The organism is Streptosporangium sp. NPDC049376 (genome assembly GCF_044466505.1).
Lineage (GTDB): Bacteria > Actinomycetota > Actinomycetes > Streptosporangiales > Streptosporangiaceae > Streptosporangium.
Window position 1 is genome coordinate 84,860 of record NZ_JBITMT010000019.1, and the last position, 17,042, is coordinate 101,901.

Annotated in this window: 14 protein-coding genes; 8 read left to right on the plus strand and 6 right to left on the minus strand. The window is 70.6% G+C overall.

What is annotated here, in order from left to right; translation table 11 throughout:
* Positions 1-4 precede the first annotated feature (4 nt).
* Together ACIBVQ_RS33010 and ACIBVQ_RS33015 are read right to left on the minus strand one after the other, a co-directional pair.
* A complete protein-coding gene (locus ACIBVQ_RS33010; RefSeq protein ID WP_352013009.1) occupies positions 5-985 on the minus strand; it encodes an ankyrin repeat domain-containing protein in 981 nt (326 codons plus the stop codon).
* Positions 986-1,013: 28 nt separating this feature from the next.
* Positions 1,014-1,685 carry an endonuclease V gene (locus ACIBVQ_RS33015; protein ID WP_362915752.1) on the minus strand — a complete coding sequence of 224 codons (672 nt, stop codon included), beginning with the start codon at positions 1,683-1,685 and terminating at the stop codon, positions 1,014-1,016.
* A gap of 76 nt (positions 1,686-1,761) precedes the next feature.
* Here ACIBVQ_RS33015 and ACIBVQ_RS33020 point away from each other — a divergent pair, with 76 nt between their 5' ends.
* Positions 1,762-2,061, plus strand: a complete 300-nt coding sequence (locus ACIBVQ_RS33020) for an MTH1187 family thiamine-binding protein (RefSeq protein WP_362777551.1) — start codon at positions 1,762-1,764, stop codon at positions 2,059-2,061.
* Here the strand turns inward: ACIBVQ_RS33020 and ACIBVQ_RS33025 are convergent.
* On the minus strand, positions 2,049-3,293 hold the full coding sequence (locus ACIBVQ_RS33025) for an MFS transporter (protein WP_399182281.1): 1,245 nt from the start codon (positions 3,291-3,293) through the stop codon (positions 2,049-2,051). The two genes, ACIBVQ_RS33020 and ACIBVQ_RS33025, sit on opposite strands and share 13 nt — an antisense overlap.
* A gap of 299 nt (positions 3,294-3,592) precedes the next feature.
* On the opposite strand from ACIBVQ_RS33025, the gene ACIBVQ_RS33030 reads away from it, so the two are divergent.
* The 6 genes from ACIBVQ_RS33030 to ACIBVQ_RS33055 all read left to right on the plus strand — a co-directional run bounded on the left by ACIBVQ_RS33030 (position 3,593) and on the right by ACIBVQ_RS33055 (position 12,647).
* Positions 3,593-4,705 (plus strand): MBL fold metallo-hydrolase, encoded by a 1,113-nt coding sequence (locus ACIBVQ_RS33030; protein ID WP_362777556.1) that lies wholly within the window; start codon positions 3,593-3,595, stop codon positions 4,703-4,705.
* A 257-nt stretch (positions 4,706-4,962) separates the two neighbouring features.
* Positions 4,963-6,675: a cellulose synthase catalytic subunit gene (locus tag ACIBVQ_RS33035; protein WP_362915748.1), complete on the plus strand. Its 1,713-nt coding sequence runs from the start codon at positions 4,963-4,965 to the stop codon at positions 6,673-6,675.
* Positions 6,672-8,693 (plus strand): galactose oxidase-like domain-containing protein, encoded by a 2,022-nt coding sequence (locus ACIBVQ_RS33040; protein WP_399182284.1) that lies wholly within the window; start codon positions 6,672-6,674, stop codon positions 8,691-8,693. The genes ACIBVQ_RS33035 and ACIBVQ_RS33040 overlap by 4 nt, the downstream gene beginning before the upstream one ends.
* Before the next feature lie 8 nt (positions 8,694-8,701).
* A complete protein-coding gene (locus ACIBVQ_RS33045; RefSeq protein WP_399182286.1) occupies positions 8,702-9,712 on the plus strand; it encodes a glycoside hydrolase family 6 protein in 1,011 nt (336 codons plus the stop codon).
* Positions 9,713-9,812: 100 nt separating this feature from the next.
* Complete coding sequence (locus tag ACIBVQ_RS33050; RefSeq protein WP_399182288.1) at positions 9,813-11,780, plus strand: Xaa-Pro dipeptidyl-peptidase; 1,968 nt, start codon at positions 9,813-9,815, stop codon at positions 11,778-11,780.
* Positions 11,781-11,936: 156 nt separating this feature from the next.
* Positions 11,937-12,647, plus strand: a complete 711-nt coding sequence (locus ACIBVQ_RS33055; protein ID WP_362915742.1) for an SDR family NAD(P)-dependent oxidoreductase — start codon at positions 11,937-11,939, stop codon at positions 12,645-12,647.
* Positions 12,648-12,669: 22 nt separating this feature from the next.
* Here ACIBVQ_RS33055 and ACIBVQ_RS33060 read toward each other — a convergent pair whose 3' ends face one another.
* The 3 genes from ACIBVQ_RS33060 to ACIBVQ_RS33070 all read right to left on the minus strand — a co-directional run bounded on the left by ACIBVQ_RS33060 (position 12,670) and on the right by ACIBVQ_RS33070 (position 15,167).
* Positions 12,670-12,960 carry a DUF1330 domain-containing protein gene (locus ACIBVQ_RS33060; RefSeq protein ID WP_362777568.1) on the minus strand — a complete coding sequence of 97 codons (291 nt, stop codon included), beginning with the start codon at positions 12,958-12,960 and terminating at the stop codon, positions 12,670-12,672.
* Between the two features lie 83 nt (positions 12,961-13,043).
* Positions 13,044-14,108 (minus strand): cobalamin-independent methionine synthase II family protein, encoded by a 1,065-nt coding sequence (locus ACIBVQ_RS33065; protein WP_386190346.1) that lies wholly within the window; start codon positions 14,106-14,108, stop codon positions 13,044-13,046.
* 117 nt (positions 14,109-14,225) lie between these two features.
* Positions 14,226-15,167, minus strand: a complete 942-nt coding sequence (locus ACIBVQ_RS33070) for a YihY/virulence factor BrkB family protein (RefSeq protein ID WP_399182291.1) — start codon at positions 15,165-15,167, stop codon at positions 14,226-14,228.
* Positions 15,168-15,564: 397 nt separating this feature from the next.
* On the opposite strand from ACIBVQ_RS33070, the gene ACIBVQ_RS33075 reads away from it, so the two are divergent.
* Entirely contained in the window at positions 15,565-16,899 is a 1,335-nt protein-coding gene (locus ACIBVQ_RS33075; protein ID WP_399182293.1) for an erythromycin esterase family protein, read from the plus strand.
* The last annotated feature ends 143 nt before the right edge of the window (positions 16,900-17,042 follow it).

Sequence of the window (17,042 nt, forward strand, 5' to 3'; positions counted from 1 at the left end):
CACCTCAGCTCGTCTGACGCAGTTCAACGGGGACCACCCGCGTGGGCGTGTTCCACAGCCATTCCTCGGTGATGTAGGTCGCGGTCAGCAGCGTCATCAGGGCCAGGGCCCGCTCCGTCGAGGTGGACGGGTGCGCCCCGCAGTCGCCGAACCGGCACATCCACAGCTCGACCGGACTGTCGTCGCCGAGCTGCTCGTGCACCGACGGCCTGGCCACGCTGACGCCGTCCCGCCATATGTCGATCGAGCCGCTGGTCAGCGGAAAGCCCCCGGCGAGGACTCCGCCGCCCGAGGTGACGCGGCGGGCGACGGCGTCGTGCACCGGCAGTATGCCCTCGGCCTGGAAGAGCACGACGCCACCGCCGGGAGGGCTCGCGATCCGCACGGTCTCAAGGGGGGACTCGCGCTCGGCCAGCCGCAGCTCCCCGCCCCTGATCGGCGGGCACCACTCGGGCACCGCCCCCAGGCGGCGGACCACCTCCTCCTCGGTGACGCCGCCGACGAACGCGATGCAGAACTCCTCGTGGTAGTCCTCGTAGGAGAACATCATCTCGTCCACGGTCTCCTGGATCTCCCGCAGGTTCGGGCCGATCCGGGGAGCGCCGGGCAGGTGGGCGAAGAGGTCGGCCAGTTCGGTGAAGAGCGCCTGGAGGCCGGGGGAACGTCCGGCGATGCACGGCCTCCACGGGTCGGCGCCCGCCGCCAGCAGCAGCCTGACCGCCTCGTCCTGGCCGTGCCGTACGGCCTCCCAGAGGGGGGTCACCCCGTCGCCGTCGGTCGCGTCGACCCGCGCCCCCGCGGCCAGCAGCAGCCCGATCACCCGGACCGCGCCCTCCTGGGCGGCCTGGTGCAGGGGTGTCGAGTCCAGCCAGGGAAGCCGTTGCCCGGGGTCGAAACCCTCGGCCAGCCGTTCGCGGATCTCCTTCAGGTTCGTGTCGCTCCACGCGCCGGTGATCTCACTCCACTCGATGTCGCCCACTGTCACCCCATCTCTTCGCGATGACAGGATCAAATCACTCGAAGGCGACATTTTCGATCAAACCCATACGTGACAACCGGTCAGAGATCCGAGTCGTCTCCGGCAGGCGGTGCCGGGGGGTCAGGGCGAGAACGTTGTGACAGGCGGTTTCGAGGTCCACGCGGTGGCCGACCGAGACGAAGACCGGTTTGACGCCGTCCCGGGTGCGCAGCACGCGTCCGACCACCTCGCCGTCGAGGACCAGGTCGCTCCACGATCCCCGCGTGGTGCCCGGAGCCGAGTACGAGCCGACGAAGGCGGTCTTCCCGACGCCGATCGTGGGCAGGCCGGTCAGCACCCCCAGGTGACAGGCCAGGCCGAACCTGCGGGGATGGGCCAGGCCGTACCCGTCGCAGACGACGAGGTCGGGCGGAGCGCTCAGCCGTCCGAGTGCCTCGACGAGCGCGGGCATCTCCCGGAAGGCGAGCAGCCCCGGCACGTAGTCGAAGGCCACCCGGCCGCCGACGACGACCTGCTCGACGACCTCCAGCGTCGTCCCGTCCAGTACGGCCACGGCCGCCGAGAGCCGTTCTCCCTCGTAGGCCACGTCCACCCCGGCGACCCTGGCGGGCCGCAGCGGGCCGGGACCCGTCAGGTCGACCAGTGGCCGCAGCTCGTCCTGGATCGCCTCGGCTTCGGCGATGGTGCGGGGCGTTCGTGCCTTCATATACACATGATCGCTATTTTTGACGCGTGACGCCGTACTCCAGGGCGGGACATCCCAGGACGCGAGGGAGAGTGACATGTCAGTTCTTGTGGCGTTCAGCGTGACTCCGATCGGCACCGGGGAGGACGTCGGGGAGCTCGTCGCCGAGGCCGTACGGGTCGTACGCGCCTCGGGACTGCCGAACCGGACGGACGCGATGTTCACCACCGTCGAGGGGGCGAACTGGGAGGAGGTCATGGCCGTGGTGCGGGACGCGGTCGCCGCGGTCGAGGCCCGGTGCGGACGGGTCAGCCTCGTGCTCAAGGCCGACATCCGCCGGGGCCGGGACGGCGGTCTCGACGCCAAGGTCGCCACCGTCGAGGACTATCTCGCCTGACACCCCGCGGGGGAGGAGTGGCGCCGGACCGTCGAGCGGACCGTGGTCACCGTCAGCAGCAGGGTCACCAGCGAGGCCACCGCGAGCAGGGCCAGGCTCAGGCCGTAGGAGCCGAGCCTGCCGTAGTCGAGTCCCATCACCAGTGGCGGGACGAACCCGCCCAGGCCGCCCGCCGCGCCGACCAGGCCGGTGATCGAGCCGACCAGATCGGCCGGGGCGACCAGGGTGACCAGGGCGAAGGTGGCCCCGCTGCCCGTGCCGAAGGCCGCGGCCATGGTCAGGAAGGCGACCGTGCCGGTGAGGGCGAGGGACGGGGTGAACGCCTGCGCCGTGGCGCAGACGGCGAGCACGGCGAAGACCGTGACCAGGACGGGAAGCGGTCCCGAACGGTCGGACAGCCAGCCGCCCAGGGGACGCGCCAGAACCGCGACGAGCACGAACCCGGCCATCCTGCGGGCGGCGTCCGCCTGTTCGAGGCCGTAGGCCGTCTGCAGGTAGACCGAGAACGCGACGTATCCGCCGAAGGCCACCGCGTACAGGACGGACGCCTGCCAGGTGATCGGCAGCCGCAGCGCGGCGGCCATGCCCGAGGGCGCAGAAGAGGGCCGTGCCCTCATCGGGGTGCGGGCCGTACGCCCGGGAGGGTGCCGCAGGACGAGACAGGCGACGACGGCGTAACAGGCCAGCACGCCCGCCGTGAGCAGGAAGGGCGCCGCGGGACCGCCCGCCTGGGTCAGCCCGACCGTGGTCGGGGCGCTGATCGCCGTGCCGCCCATGCCGATCCCGAAGACGCCGACGGCCAGGCCACGGCGCTCTGGCGGGAACCAGGAGGCGACGAAGGGCACGCCGACGGCGAAGATCGTCCCGGCGACGCCGAGGCAGAGCCCGCCGGCCAGCAGCGCCGCCAGTGACCGCTGCCCGGCCAGGCCGACGAACAGGACCGGCGGTACGGCGGCGGCCGAGACGAGCGGGAAGGTCACCCTGCCGCCGAGCCGGTCGGTGAGGGCTCCGACGGGAATCCGGCCGAGGGAGCCGATGACCACCGGAACCGCCACCAGCAGCGCCTGCTGGGAGGCCGACAGGGAGAGCGTCCGCTTGAACTGCGGGCCGAGCGGGCTGAGCAGCGCCCATGCCCAGAAGTTCACCGTGAACCCCGTCGTGGCGACCGCGAGCATCAGCGCGGGGCGGCGAGCGCGGCCGCTCGCATCGGTCCGTACATCGTTCGATTTCATCGCCCATCCTTGTTGCGCTGGTTTGTGCACAGATGAGGTGGTCGTGAATCCCATCATTTCTGACGAGTGAACGTGTTCCTGGATAATCCGGACCGCACTGTCCGGTGGAGAAGGCCGGCGGATCGCCGGGGCGGAGCGTATCAGCTGGAATGAGGCCACGCTCCCCCCGCAAGGACCTTCACCTCCAAAAAGGACGCCGAAAGGCCGAAGGTCTCCGCGGCCGTACCGGGAACACCGGCCGGGGCTTCGCGAGTTAGGGGATCGGAGTCGTTTCTGGAGTGTTGTGAGGGTGTGGGCGAATGGCGGGAAACGGGCGGGCCGGGCGTCTGGTCGCGGGCGGGCTGGCGCTGGCGGCCGTGGGGTGGGCGCTGCGGGACGTCCCGGCCGCGCTCGGCGGCGGGGCGGCGGGCGAGCGGCTGGAGCGGATGCGCCGCTCACCGAGGTTCCGTGACGGCGCCTTCCACAACTCCGTCCCGGGTACGGCGATGCCGAGGGGCGACCTGGTGAAGCTCCTGGGCGAACTGCTTCGCGACCGTGACGGGCGCCGCCCTCCGGGGCGTGTCCCGGTGGTGGGCTCCCCCCTGGTCCCGCCGTCCGAGGACGGTCTCAGTGCCCTGTGGTACGGCCACGCCACGACGCTGGTCGAGATCGAGGGGCGGCGGGTGCTGTTCGACCCGGTGTGGAGCGAGCGGTGCTCCCCGGCGCCGGTCGGGGGCCCCAGACGGCTGCACCCGATGCCCGCGTCGCTGGTCGGCCTGCCCGCCCTGGACGCGGTGGTGATCTCGCACGACCACTACGACCACCTCGACATGGCGACGGTCCGCGCGCTCACCGCCCTGCAGCGGGCACCCTTCCTGGTCCCGCTGGGCATCGGCGCGCACCTGGAGCGCTGGGGTGTGCCCGGGGAGCGGATCGTCGAGCTCGACTGGGAGGAGGAGACGCGGGTGGCGGGCCTGCGCTTCGTCGCGACCGCCGCCAGGCACTTCTCCGGGCGCACCCTGAGGCGCGACACGACGCTGTGGGGGTCGTGGGTGGTCGCGGGGGAGCGGCACCGGGTCTTCTACGCCGGAGACTCCGGATACTTCGACGGCTACGCGGGGATCGGCGCCGCGCACGGTCCCTTCGACCTGACGCTCATGCCCGTCGGGGCCTACAGCCCGAACTGGCCGGACATTCACATGAACCCGGAGGAGGCGGTGCGGGCCCACCTCGACCTGGGCGGCGAGCTGCTCCTGCCCGTGCACTGGGCGAGTTTCACCCTGGCCTTCCATCCGTGGGCGGAGCCCGCCGACCGTCTGTGGCGCGAGGCCAAGGCCAGGGACGTCCGCGTGGTCGTCCCGCGTCCCGGCGAGCGGATCGACGTCGGCGACGCTCCCGCCCCGGACGGCTGGTGGGAGCTGCTGGGCGGGTGACCTTTACCCCGGCCAACCGGCCGGGGTGTGGATTTGGTAGCTTCCGGACCGTTCCATGAAGAATCTGAGAGTCTTCTGGAACGGTGCAGAACCTCATGTGACAGGTGATGCCTGGCTTACCGCTGAGAATATGATGAGTCATCCTTTATCGTTATATGGGCTGGTGACGGCCGTGCCTTCAGGCAGGGTGGCCCATGTGATCTGCCTGGGGGGACAGTGCCGGTGTTCCGCATGCGCGTGGTGAGGTCACCGATGCGATGAGCGTCGGCACCGGACCCGCGAGGCGCGCCCTCTACGACTACGAGCGGTTCAGCAGGCTGGCCGGGCCGATGACCGAGCCCGACCCCGGCGAGCCGTACCGGGTTCGCTACCGCTCGCTGCTGGCGGGCGAGCCGCACCGGGTGCGCGCGGTGCTGCTGATGGTCGCCGCGCTGCTGGTCGAGTTCACCCTGATGGTCTGGCTGCTGCTGCCCGCTCACTGGACGGAGCGTCCGGACCCCTACGGCGGGCTCCCGTGGTACCTGCCGGTCGCAGACCGGGTCATGCTCGTGGCGATCGCCCTCATCGAACTGTTCCGGCTGGTCAGCGTGGTCTCCAACGTCCACGCCATGCTCGCGGCCAGGGACCCGGTACCGGTGAGGCCGGAGCCCGGCGGCAGGGTCGCCTTCATCACCACCTGCGTGCCGGGCAAGGAGCCGCTGGAGATGGTCAGGCGTACCCTGACCGCGGCGCTGAAGATCCGTCACCAGGGCGTGTTCGACGTGTGGCTGCTGGACGAGGGCGACGACCCGGAGATCCACGAGCTGTGTGACTGGCTGGGCGCGCACCACTTCACCCGCAAGGGCGTGCCCGAGTGGAACCAGCCGAGGGGGCCCTTCAGGGCGAGGACCAAGCACGGCAACTACAACAGCTGGCTGGCCGCCCACGGCGACGACTACGACTTCTTCGTCTCGGTGGACACCGACCACGTGCCGTTGCCGGAGTTCTGCGAACGCATGCTCGGCTACTTCCGCGACCCCACGGTCGCCTTCGTCGTCGGCCCCCAGGTCTACGGCAACTACACCCTCGGCGTCACCAAGGCGGCCGAGAGCCAGCAGTTCCTCTTCCACTCCCTGATCCAGCGCGCGGGCAACCGGTACGGCGCGCCGATGTTCGTCGGCACCAACAACGCCGTGCGGATCAGGGCGCTCAAGCAGATCGGCGGACTGTACGACTCGATCACCGAGGACATGGCGACCGGCATCGAGTTCCACCGCGCCCGCGACCCGGAGACGGGACGGCGCTGGACGTCGGTCTACACCCCCGACGTACTGGCCGTCGGAGAGGGGCCGACGTCGTGGACCGACTTCTTCAGCCAGCAGCTGCGCTGGAGCCGGGGCACCTACGAGACGTTGCTGACCCAGTTCTGGCGGGCCGTCCCGCGTCTGTCGCCCGGCAGGCTGTTCAACTACACGCTGATGGTGACGTTCTACCCCATGTCCGCGCTCAACTGGCTGCTGGCAGGGCTGAGCGCCGTGCTGTTCATGGCGGTCGGCGGCTCGGGCGTGACCGTGCCGATGGACATGTGGCTCATGCTGTACGGCGACGCCGCGCTGCTGCAGATCATGCTCTACACCTGGAACCGCAGGCACAACGTCAGCCCGCACGAGCCCGAGGGCTCCTCCGGCGTCGCCGGGATGGTGATGTCGGCCCTGTCCGCGCCCGTCTACGTGGCCTCGCTCGCCGGGGCCGCGCTGCGGCGCCCCAGCCGGTTCGTGGTCACCCCGAAGGGCGACTCGGCCAGTCCGGACCAGGTCGCGACCTTCCGCATCCACCTGTGGTGGGCGGCGGTGTTCGGCGGGGGCCTGCTGCTCAACGTCTTCTGGACCGGCCACCTGCACGTGGCCATGACCCTCTGGGGGGTTCTCGCCCTCGTGATCTGCCTGGGGCCCATGGCCGCCTGGGCGTGGACCTCTAGGAGAGGCCGATGAGCAGGCTGCGCAAGAACCTGGTCGTTGCCGCGATCGTGACCGTCGTCGTGGGGGTCAACCTGCCGGCCGTCGCGGGGTTCGCCTACCGGGAGTGGCACGACTACCGGATCAACCGGGACGACTACAAGGCGAGCCACGGCCACTGGAGCTTCCTGAACATCCCCGAGCGGTTCAAGGTGAACGCCATCCACGCGGCGCTGCTGCACACCGGCAAGGTGCTCATCGTCGCGGGCTCCGGCAACAACATCGTCAACTTCGACAAGGGCACCTTCAAAACCCTGCTCTGGGATCCGGCCAAACCAGGACAGCCGGGCGAGTTCAAGCTGGTCGACACCCCCGTCGACCTCTTCTGCTCCGGGCACGTCATGCTGCCCGACGGCAAGCTGCTCATCGCGGGCGGCACGCTGCGCTTCGAGGTGCTCAAGGACAAGGTCAAACGGGCGGCCGGGCCGCTGGTGGTGAAGAACGAGAACCCGCACATCACCAAGCACCTGCCCGCGGGCACACTGGTCGCCTCCCCCGACGGGCGGCTCTACCGGATCACCTCCATGATCATGGTGCCGCCCGCGACGAAGACCGAGACCGGGGTGCGCGGCAAGGCGCGGGTCACGCCCAGTGAGACCAAGGTGTTCGCCGAGTCCGTGGCCGAGGGCGCCATCGGGGTGATCAACGCGGCCAACGGCTCCGTCAAGTACGAGATCCAGGGACTGACCACCGACAGGGAGAAGCGCAACCTGTACGCCATGGGCGGCGGTATGACGCTCGACAAGCAGGACTTCCAGGGCATCAAGGACGCCTTCGAGTTCGACCCCGTGACCGAGCGGTACACCAGGGTCCCGGACATGGCCGAGGGCCGCTGGTACCCGACGCTGACGGCCCTGCCGGACGGCAGGGTGATGACGGTCTCCGGGCTTGACACCGTCGGGAAGGTCACCAGGGACAACGAGATCTACGACCCGGCCACGAAGAAGTGGAGCCCCGGCCCCCGGCGCTTCTTCCCGACCTACCCCGCGCTGTTCCTGCTCGACGACGACACGCTCTTCTTCTCCGGGATGAGCGCGGGGTACGGTCCCGGCCAGCTGTCGATGCGTCCCCCCGGCGTGTGGGACTACCGCCACGACACCGACCGTCTGGTGTCGACCCCCGGGGCGCCCGGCGGCCTCGCGCCGGACGAGATGGAGGCCTTCACCCCGGTGCCCGGCCTGCCCGAGCCCGAGCTCAACGAGACCGGAGCCTCGGTGCTGCTGCCTCCCGCGCAGGACCAGAAGATCATGGTGCTGGGCGGAGGGCCGGTCGGGGAGCGCCAGCCCGGCCAGAAGAACGCGACCGACCGGACCGCCATCATCGACTTCGAGCAGCCCGCGCCCCGTTACGTCCGCGGTCCCGACCTCTCCCACCCCGTTCGCTACTCCTCGGCGGTACTGCTGCCGGACGACACCGTGTTCACCTTCAACGGTTCGAGCGACTACCGGGGCAGAGGGGACAGCAACATCCTACGGGCGGAGTTCTACGATCCGCGGGTCAACGCCTTCCGGCAGGCCGCCGCACCCGCCGTCGGCCGCAACTACCACGCCGAGGGCCTGCTGCTTCCCGACGGCCGGGTGCTCAGCATGGGCTCGGATCCGCTCTTCGGCAACGGGGAGGGCTCGGTCCCCGGCAGCTTCGAGCAGCGGGTCGAGGTGTACACCCCTCCCTACCTGCACAACGGCGAGTCGCGTCCGGCGTTCACCGACGGCAGGCAGCAGGTGAAGCTGGGCGGAAAGGCGGGCTTCAAGACCCCCGACGCCGAGCGCATCACCGAGGTGCGCTTCATGCGGCCCAGCGCGGTCACCCACGTCACGGACGTCGAGCAGCGCTCCATCAAGATCGACTTCACCCGGGTGTCGAGCGGCATAATCGTCACGCTCCCCTCCAACCCCGCACTGATGCCGCCAGGCTGGTACATGATGTTCGGAGTCACGCAAAAGGGAACACCGTCCCAGGCCCGCTGGGTCCACGTCCTGGACGGTCGAGCCTGAGGAGCCCGATGAACAGCTACGGCCGCGCCGCCGCCGCGCTCGCCCTCGCCCTGGCGACGGCCTGTGCGGCGGCCCCGGAGCCGTCAGCCGTACGGCCGCCCGCCTCCACCGGAAGCGGCGCGGGAGCCGCGGGGGAGGACGTCCGCTTCTACGTGGACGACGAGGGAGCGGCCGCCAGGGAGGCCAGGAGGCTGCGCGAGGAGGGCAAGACCCAGGAGGCGGAGCTGGTCGGCAGGATCGCCGAACGGCCGAACGCCGTCTGGATCGGCGACGCCGACCCCTCATCCCGGGTCGCGGCCGTCACGGAGAAGGCGGCCAAGGCGGGCCAGGTGCCGGTCCTGGTGGCCTACCACATCCCCGACCGCGACTGCGGCCAGTTCTCCGCGGGCGGCGCCGCGAACCCCGACGAGTACCGCTCCTGGATCCGCCGCTTCGCCGAGGGCATCGCCGACCGGCCCGCCTGGGTCATCCTCGAACCGGACGCGCTCGCCCACATCCTCGACAACTGCACCAAGGGCGGCAAGGCGGATGAACGGTTCGACCTGCTCAAGGACGCCGTCGAGACGCTCAAGAAGCAGCCGAGAACCAGGGTCTACCTCGACGCGGGCAACGCGGGCTGGATCAGGGACCCCGGGGCCTGGGTCGATCCGATGCGGCGCGCCGGGGTCGCCACGGCCGACGGGTTCGCCTTCAACGTCAGCAACTTCTTCACCGTCGAGGAGAGCGTCGCCGTCGCGGGACGGCTCTCCGACGCGCTCGGCGGGGCGCCGTACGTGATCGACACCTCGCGCAACGGCAACGGGTCGCCACAGGGCGCGCAGGGTGACGACGCCTGGTGCAACCCGGCGGGCCGGGCCCTGGGCACGGCGCCGACCACCCGGACGGGCCGCGAGCGGGTGGACGCCTTCCTGTGGGTCAAACGACCCGGTGAGTCGGACGGCGAGTGCCACCGGGGTGAGCCCGCTCCCGGAACGTGGTTCCATGACTACGCACTGGAGTTGGCTCGTAACGCCAAGTAGTCAGTGAATTCGTTACCTCCCGGATCTTGTCGGTGAAGTTCCGACTGCTGGACATTGACAACTGTTGTCAATCTTCATCGGCCTTCGGGAGTCCCCCTCGATGAACAGATGGAAGACAGTCCTCATCGCCATGGCGGTCGCCGTACCCTCCGGCGTCATGCCCGCGGCGGCCGCGCGAACCGCGGCCGCCCCGATGTCCGCCCCGGTCGTGAACGAGGAGACCCAGCCGGTCTACTCACGCGCCGACGCCCTGACGGAGACCGTGTTCGTCGAGGTCGCCGGAGTGGACAGCGACCGTGACGGCAGCCCCGACCGGGTCGCCGTCGACATCATGCGGCCAAGGGAGACCGCGTCCGGGCTGAAGGTCCCGGTCATCATGGAGTCCAGTCCCTACTACGCGGGCACCAACACCGTGGTCAACCACACGGTGGACCTCGACGCCTCCGACCCCTCGGGCATGGACTACCGCCGCAACAAGCTCGACGGCATGGGTGAGGCGATCTTCGGCTCCGAGGAGCGTCCCCCGACCTCCAGGGCGGTCGCGCCGCCCTTCCGCGGCTACTACGACAACTACTTCGTCCCGCGCGGCTACGCCGTCGTGCTGGTGGAGAACCTCGGTTCCGGGCGGGCCACCGGGTGCCCGACCTCCGGCCTGGAGAACGAGACGGCCGGGCCCAAGGCGGTGATCGACTGGCTCAACGGCAGAGCCCGGGCCTTCGACGCCTCGGGCGGCCAGGTCCGCGCCGACTGGTCGACGGGCAATGTCGGCATGATCGGCGTCTCCTACAACGGCACGCTCGCCAACGCCGTCGCCGCGACCGGGGTCAAGGGTCTCAAGACCATCGTGCCGATCGCGGCGATCTCCTCCTGGTACGACTACTACCGCGCCAACGGCGGCGTGGTCGCCCCCGAGGGCTACCAGGGCGAGGACACCGACATCCTGGCCCGTTACGTCCTGACCAGGCAGAACGCCGAGCAGGCCTGCGGCGCTCTGGTCGACTCGATCGAACGTGACCAGGACCGGGTGACGGGGGACTACTCCCCGTTCTGGGCCCGGCGCGACTACCTCAACCACGTGCGCGGGGTCCGCGCCTCCGTCTTCGCGGTCGCCGGGCTCAACGACTGGAACGTCAAGACCAAGCAGACCGTCCAGTGGTGGAACGCCCTCGCCGCCCAGGGGGTGCAGCGCAAGATCTGGCTGCACCAGGGCCCCCACTTCAACCCCTTCTCCTTCGCCGCCCGCAACGCCGAGTGGCTGCGCCAGCTGCACCGCTGGTTCGACTTCTACCTGTACGGCCTGCGCAACGGCATCCTGGACGAGCCGAGGGCCGACGTCGAGTCGGGGCCGGACCAGTGGGCCCAGTACGCCACCTGGCCGCTTCCCGGCACCCGCGACGTCCGGCTGAACCTCGGCGCGGGGACGGGCGGCCGCAACGGCACACTGAGCCCGCGGCGCTCGCACGGCCGCGCCGTCGAGTCCTTCACCGACCAGGGCGGTCGCACCGCCGGTCAGCTCGCCCAGGACGTCGCCACGACCGATCCGAACCGGCTGGCCTACCTGTCGGAGCCGGTGAGCGGGCAGGTGCGCCTGTCCGGCACGCCGAAGGTGCGGGTCAAGGCGGCCTTCGCGGCGGGACGCTCGCCGTACCTGACCGCGTTGCTCGTCGACTACGGCACCGACACCCGTGCCACCGGCGGCGTGGTCTTCGGCCAGGAGCCGGTCTGCTACGGACAGGGCGTGCCGGGGGACACCGGCTGCTCCTACCTGGCCAGGCACGTCACGGAGACAGCCCCCTACAAGATCATCACAAGGGGCTGGCTCGACGTGCGCAACCGCCACTCCGCGGCCAGGACCGAACTGCTGAAGGAAGGCAGGTTCTACGACTTCGACTTCGACCTGCAGCCCAGCGACTACGTGGTCAAGCCCGGCCACCGGATCGGCGTCGTGCTCATCTCGACCGACCGTGACTTCACCCTGCGCTTCCCGGCGGGGACCAGGGTCTCGGTCGAACCGGGTGCGGGTTCGGTCACCCTTCCCCTCGTCGGGGGCCGCGGCGCCCTCGGCTGACGGAACGCGCCCTCCGGCCCTGCCGGAGGGCGCAAACCCTTGACCTTCACATCAATGTGAAGGTTTTACCCTCCTCTCGCGGTCGGCGGCGCACCATGGTCAACGATCAACCGGGCACGCCGACACCTGGACTGCGACGTGAGGGGAGCGAAACGGATGAGCGACGAGGGAAGGCGTCGGCACGGGGCGTCCGAACCCGCGCCGGCGAAGGCGGAGCCGGGAGGCGTGGTGGTCATCGGCGCGGGGCCGGGGATCGGGCGCTCGGTGGCGGCGCGGTTCGCGCGGGAGGGGCTGCCGGTCGCCCTGGTGGCCCGTACGGACAGGACCGTGAAGGCGGTGGCCGAGGCGATCGCCCCGGCAGGGGTCCGGGTGGTCGCCCTGACGGCGGACAGCGCCGACGAGACGGCGCTGCGGGAGGCCCTCGACACGGCGGCGGCCGAGATCGGCCCGCCGGATGCCGTGGTCTACAACGCGGCGATCGTCCGCCCGGACGAGCCCGGTGAGCTGTCCGTACGGGAGCATCTGGACATCTGGTCGGTGAACGTCATCGGGGCGCTCACCGCCGCCGCGCACGTCGCGCCCGGGATGGCCCGGCGCGGCGGCGGCTCGTTCATCGTCACCGGAGGGATGCCCGAGCCCAAGCCCGACTACGTGAGCCTCTCGCTGAGCAAGGCGGGGGTGCGCACGCTGGTCGCGCTGCTCGACGGGCGTTACGGAACCTCGGGCGTCCACGTGGCCAGTGTGACCGTCGGGGGCGTGGTCGCCCCGGGGACGGACTACGACCCGGACGACATCGCCGAGCACTACTGGCGGCTGCACACCCAGCCGCGTCAGGAGTGGGAGCACGAGGTCGTCCACGGGGCCTGAGGCCGCCCGAGATCGCCCGAGATCACAGCCCGGTGACGATCAGGCGGTCGCTGTCGGTGTTGCGGATCCGCAGGGGGGCGATCCGCTGGTATTCGGGGGAGTCGTTCCACGCGCGGGCGGCCTCGGCGTCGGGGAACTCAAGGACGACGATCCGGCCGGGCTCGGGGTCGCCTTCGAGGACCTCGACGGCTCCGCCCCGTACGAGATAGCGGCCGCCGTACGGTTCGAGGGTCGCCTGGACCTGGGCGCGGTACTCCGCCAGCTCCTCCTCGTCGCCGGTCGCCTTCACCTTCGCGATCACATATGCGGTCATGGGCCTCACCGTACCGGGAGGCGTTCCGCGGTCCCCGCCGCGGGGAGGGGCCGCGGAACGCCCCGGCCTTCACCGGCGGGACGTCACAGGCCGAGGGCCCGGGCGGCCAGCGCGGTCCCCCGCACCCGCGCGGTGATCTTGGCGAACGCGGTGTCGCGGGAGGTCGAGGTGTCGTCGGCGAAGGGGGAGAACCCGCAGTCGTCGCAGGTGCCGAGCTGGTCGGCGGGGATGTGGCGGGCGGCGGCCAGCACCCGGTCACGCACCTGCTCGGCCGTCTCGACCAGGGGGTCGATCGGGTCGATGACGCCGACGAAGACCCTGACGCCGGGGCGCAGGGCGCCGCCGATGAGGCTCAGCACCCGTTCCTGGTCCGGCTCACCGGCCAGCTGGACGTAGAAGTTGCCCGCCTGCAGCCGGAAGAGCGTCGGCAGCAGGTCCGCGTAGTCGACGTCGAGGCTGTGGGTGGAGTCCAGGTCGCCGCCGGGGCAGGTGTGCACGCCGATCCTGGCCCGCTCCTCCTGGCTGAAGCGTTCGAGGACCCGGTTGTTGAGCTCGACGAAGTCCCCGAGCAGCCCGCCGCTCGGGTCGAGCTTGAGCGAGAGCCGCCCCTCGGTGAAGTCGAGTTGCACGGCGTGCGCGCCCGCCTCCAGGCAGCCTCGGATGTCCGCCTCCGCCTCATCGACCAGGTCGTCGAGGAAGGCCTTGCGCGGATAGTCGTCGATGCCGTCGGCCGGGTAGAGCAGGCTCAGCGCGGACGGGGCGATGACCGCCTGCTTGACCGGCAGGCCCGTGTGGCTCCTGGCCTGCCTGAGGTACTTCTCCGCGTGCACCGCGTAGCGGAACGGGCCCGAGGTCAGGCACGGCAGCTGCCGGGTGTGGCCGTCGGCGAAGGGGATGACGGCGCCGTCGGGGCGCAGCCCCGCCAGGCCGGCGATCGGATAGGTGGCGAAGCTCGGCTTGGACTGCTCGCCGTCGACGAGGACGGGGGATCCGGTCCCCTCCAGGCGTGTGATCGTCTCCGCGACGGCCTCGGCCTGCCGTGCGGCCAGTTCCTCGTCGCCGATCCGGCCGTCGGCGTGTCCGGCCAGCGCGGCGAGCAGTTCCGGAGGCCGGGGGATGCTGCCGATCGGTTCGGTGGGGATCGTCATGCCGCGAGCGTAGATAACGATGCGTGTTCCATCAATCACTCGTCGGTGGAGATGATTACACCCCGAGATGTGGAACCTCCGCCCACGGATGTGGAACATCCGCGCACCTGGTCCCGCTCACGGCGCGTCGCCGTCCCGCCCCTGAGGAACGGCGGGCGGTACGGCCCTGCCGGTCGTCAGGTCGATGACGCGGCCGTTCCCGCCGGTCGCGGTGAGCGCCGCGGCGAACAGGACGAGCTGGTTGAGGAGCTTGAGGAAGACGAGCATCGCGGCGGCGCCCGCCACGACCTGGTAGGCCGGGTTGGCCGCGGTCATGCCGATGTAGAGCTGGCCGAGGGACTTGAGGATCTCCAGCCCGACGGTGATGAGCAGGGCCGGGCCGATCGCCCTGCGCGGGGGCAGCCGCAGCCTCGGCGGCCCGCTCAGCAGGGCGAACGCCAGCAGCGTGTTCACCCCGAGCCCGATCAGGAAGGCGGTGGCCGACAGCAGCCACTTGGCCGGGGCGTCGTCTGTGCCCACGGTGTGCGCGACCAGCCAGCTCAGCATCTCCCCGGTGACGAACGCCAGGGTGAGAGTCAGGGAGAGCAGCAGTCCCAGCCCGGCCAGCACCCCCAGGTCGATGAGCTGGCGCAGAAGGAGCACGCCCGGATACTGCTCCAGGCGCCAGATGGCCCTGATCGCCGAGCGCAGCGTGTCCATCCAGAACAGGCCGGTCAGCGGAAGGCCGACGAGGGCGATCATCCCGGCCGTGCTCTGCGCCTCACGCAACGCCGCCACGTCCAGGCGCGGGAAGTTCTCACTCAGATAGTCCTGTACGGCCCGCACGACCTCCGGCGTGTCCAGGACGTGCCCGATGATCGCGAAACCGAGCAGGCCGAGCGCGAAGACGGCGAAGAACGAGTAGTAGGTGAGCGCCGCGGACAGGCGCCCGCCGTCCACCTGGTCGTAGCGCACGGCGGCGCGCGCCAGATGGTCGAGCCATCCGTGGCGGCGGCGGGCCCGTGCCCACGCCTGGGTGATCCTTCCGGACAGGCGCCCGGTGAAGCTGACGACCGTCATGACAGGGCCTCGCCCCGGGGCCGTGCGGCACGTCCCAGGGGGTGTGGCCAGGGGCCGGATGTCACGGAACGCGACGGAATCATCCCGGAAGTCTGGCAGAAGCCCCGCTCCCAACGGCACCCCGACACCCCGTCGCACGCGGCCTTTCCGGGCTTTTGTCCCCTACGGCGCAGGAGATCGAGGACGTCCCCCAGCCGTTGTGCCGGGGCCGTTCGTGCTGATGGCGTGTCCCGGGTACCGGGGGCGGCCAAGGCGCGAACAGCCTCGTCCGGCGTGTCGTCCCCCCGACGGGGGGTGGGGCCAGCGCCACCACGATGGACCGGCCCGCCGGATCGAAAGGCCCGGCGCCGATCCCTAGTTTGATGAGCGTCCGGTGACACCGACCGAAGGAACACCCATGAGGAAGACTCCCCTGCGTCGCGGCCTGCTGGTGGCGGTCGCCCTGGGCGCCGTGGCGGCCCCCGCGCTGGCCACTCCCGTCCTGGCCGCTCCCAAACCGGCGTCGGAGACATCGGAGGAGCGGGTCGTCGCGGGCCTTGAGCGTCACGCCCACCCACTGCGCGGCACCCGACCGGACACGCCGGGACACGATCTGAAGGCGCTGTCGGAGCTGGTCCGTGACGCGGAGATCGTGGGAATCGGCGAGGCCACCCACGGTTCCAAGGAGCTGTTCACCCTGCGCCACCGGCTGTTCCGGCACCTGGCGACCACACAGGGCTTCACCACCCTCGCCCTGGAGGCGCCCTGGTCGGCCGGTGTCCGCCTGGACGAGTACGTGCGCACCGGCAAGGGCGACCTGCGCACGATCCTCAAGGAGGAGGGCGAGACCACCGGCGGCGTGTGGAGCACCGAGGAGTGGCTGAACCTGTACTCCTGGATGCGCGACTACAACCGCACCGCCCGCACCAAGCTCCGGGTGATGGGCTTCGACCTCAGTGACGTCCACCCGCAGCAGTACCGGCGGATCCTCTACTGGGCCGAGGAGCACGAGCCCTCGATCCTGCCCGAACTGCGCCGCCGCTACGCGAAGCTGCTCGCCCTTCCCGGTGGTGCGAAGGAACGGGTCGACGCGCTGACGGCTCTTCCCCCGGAGCGGCTCAAGGCCGTGGCCGAGGACGCCGAAGCCGCCTACCACCTGGTCGAGAAGGCCGCCAAGGTCGACCCCTACGTGCTCCAGGAAGCCCGCGTCATCCACCAGATGACCAAGGTGTACGCCTCGGAGGGGTCCGAACTGCACCTGAACCGCGACCGGTTCATGGCGGAGAACACCATGTGGTGGAAGCGGCAAACCGGTCTGAAGATCGTGGCCGCCGCGCACAACGGGCACGTGACCTACCTCTCCCCCTTCCCGCAGCACTACCCCGTCACCCAGGGGGCCCGGCTACGTGCCATGGCCGGGCGCTCCTACGTCGCCATCGGCACCTCCATCCACAGTGGCGGATTCCGGGCCATCAATCCCGACAACGGCAAGGCGGAGAACTTCGACACGGGGGCCGCGGGGCCGGACAGCAACGAGCACATCCTCGACAAGGTGCGCCATCGCGACTACTACGTGAGCCTGCGCCAGGCGGAGCGCGACCCGGCCACGCGGAAGTGGCTCGACACCGCCCGCCCGACGTTCACCGTGCCGGCCACCTACCTGCCCGACATGCTCAAGGCACCACTGGCCCTGGGCCAGGCGTACGACATCGTGGTTCACCTCCACCGCGTCAAGGCGGCCGATCCGCTGTGAGGACGCCTGAGGCTCCCGGCGCACGGAGCCGGAACGGCCGCTGAATCAGGCCGGGAAGACGCGGTACGCGAAGGGAAGGGACGCCGAGGAGGCCTGGGCCGGGGCCTCCCGGAAACAGCATGGGGGAACACCCTGGCTTGTCC

Coding starts and splice junctions, on each gene's coding strand:
- ACIBVQ_RS33050 (WP_399182288.1), top strand. CDS start 9,813: ATGAACAGATGGAAGACAGTCCTCATCGCCATGGCGGTCGCCGTACCC.
- ACIBVQ_RS33075 (WP_399182293.1), top strand. CDS start 15,565: ATGAGGAAGACTCCCCTGCGTCGCGGCCTGCTGGTGGCGGTCGCCCTG.
- ACIBVQ_RS33025 (WP_399182281.1), bottom strand. CDS start 3,293: ATGAAATCGAACGATGTACGGACCGATGCGAGCGGCCGCGCTCGCCGC.
- ACIBVQ_RS33040 (WP_399182284.1), top strand. CDS start 6,672: ATGAGCAGGCTGCGCAAGAACCTGGTCGTTGCCGCGATCGTGACCGTC.
- ACIBVQ_RS33055 (WP_362915742.1), top strand. CDS start 11,937: ATGAGCGACGAGGGAAGGCGTCGGCACGGGGCGTCCGAACCCGCGCCG.
- ACIBVQ_RS33060 (WP_362777568.1), bottom strand. CDS start 12,960: ATGACCGCATATGTGATCGCGAAGGTGAAGGCGACCGGCGACGAGGAG.
- ACIBVQ_RS33030 (WP_362777556.1), top strand. CDS start 3,593: ATGGCGGGAAACGGGCGGGCCGGGCGTCTGGTCGCGGGCGGGCTGGCG.
- ACIBVQ_RS33045 (WP_399182286.1), top strand. CDS start 8,702: ATGAACAGCTACGGCCGCGCCGCCGCCGCGCTCGCCCTCGCCCTGGCG.
- ACIBVQ_RS33070 (WP_399182291.1), bottom strand. CDS start 15,167: ATGACGGTCGTCAGCTTCACCGGGCGCCTGTCCGGAAGGATCACCCAG.
- ACIBVQ_RS33035 (WP_362915748.1), top strand. CDS start 4,963: ATGAGCGTCGGCACCGGACCCGCGAGGCGCGCCCTCTACGACTACGAG.
- ACIBVQ_RS33065 (WP_386190346.1), bottom strand. CDS start 14,108: ATGACGATCCCCACCGAACCGATCGGCAGCATCCCCCGGCCTCCGGAA.
- ACIBVQ_RS33015 (WP_362915752.1), bottom strand. CDS start 1,685: ATGAAGGCACGAACGCCCCGCACCATCGCCGAAGCCGAGGCGATCCAG.
- ACIBVQ_RS33020 (WP_362777551.1), top strand. CDS start 1,762: ATGTCAGTTCTTGTGGCGTTCAGCGTGACTCCGATCGGCACCGGGGAG.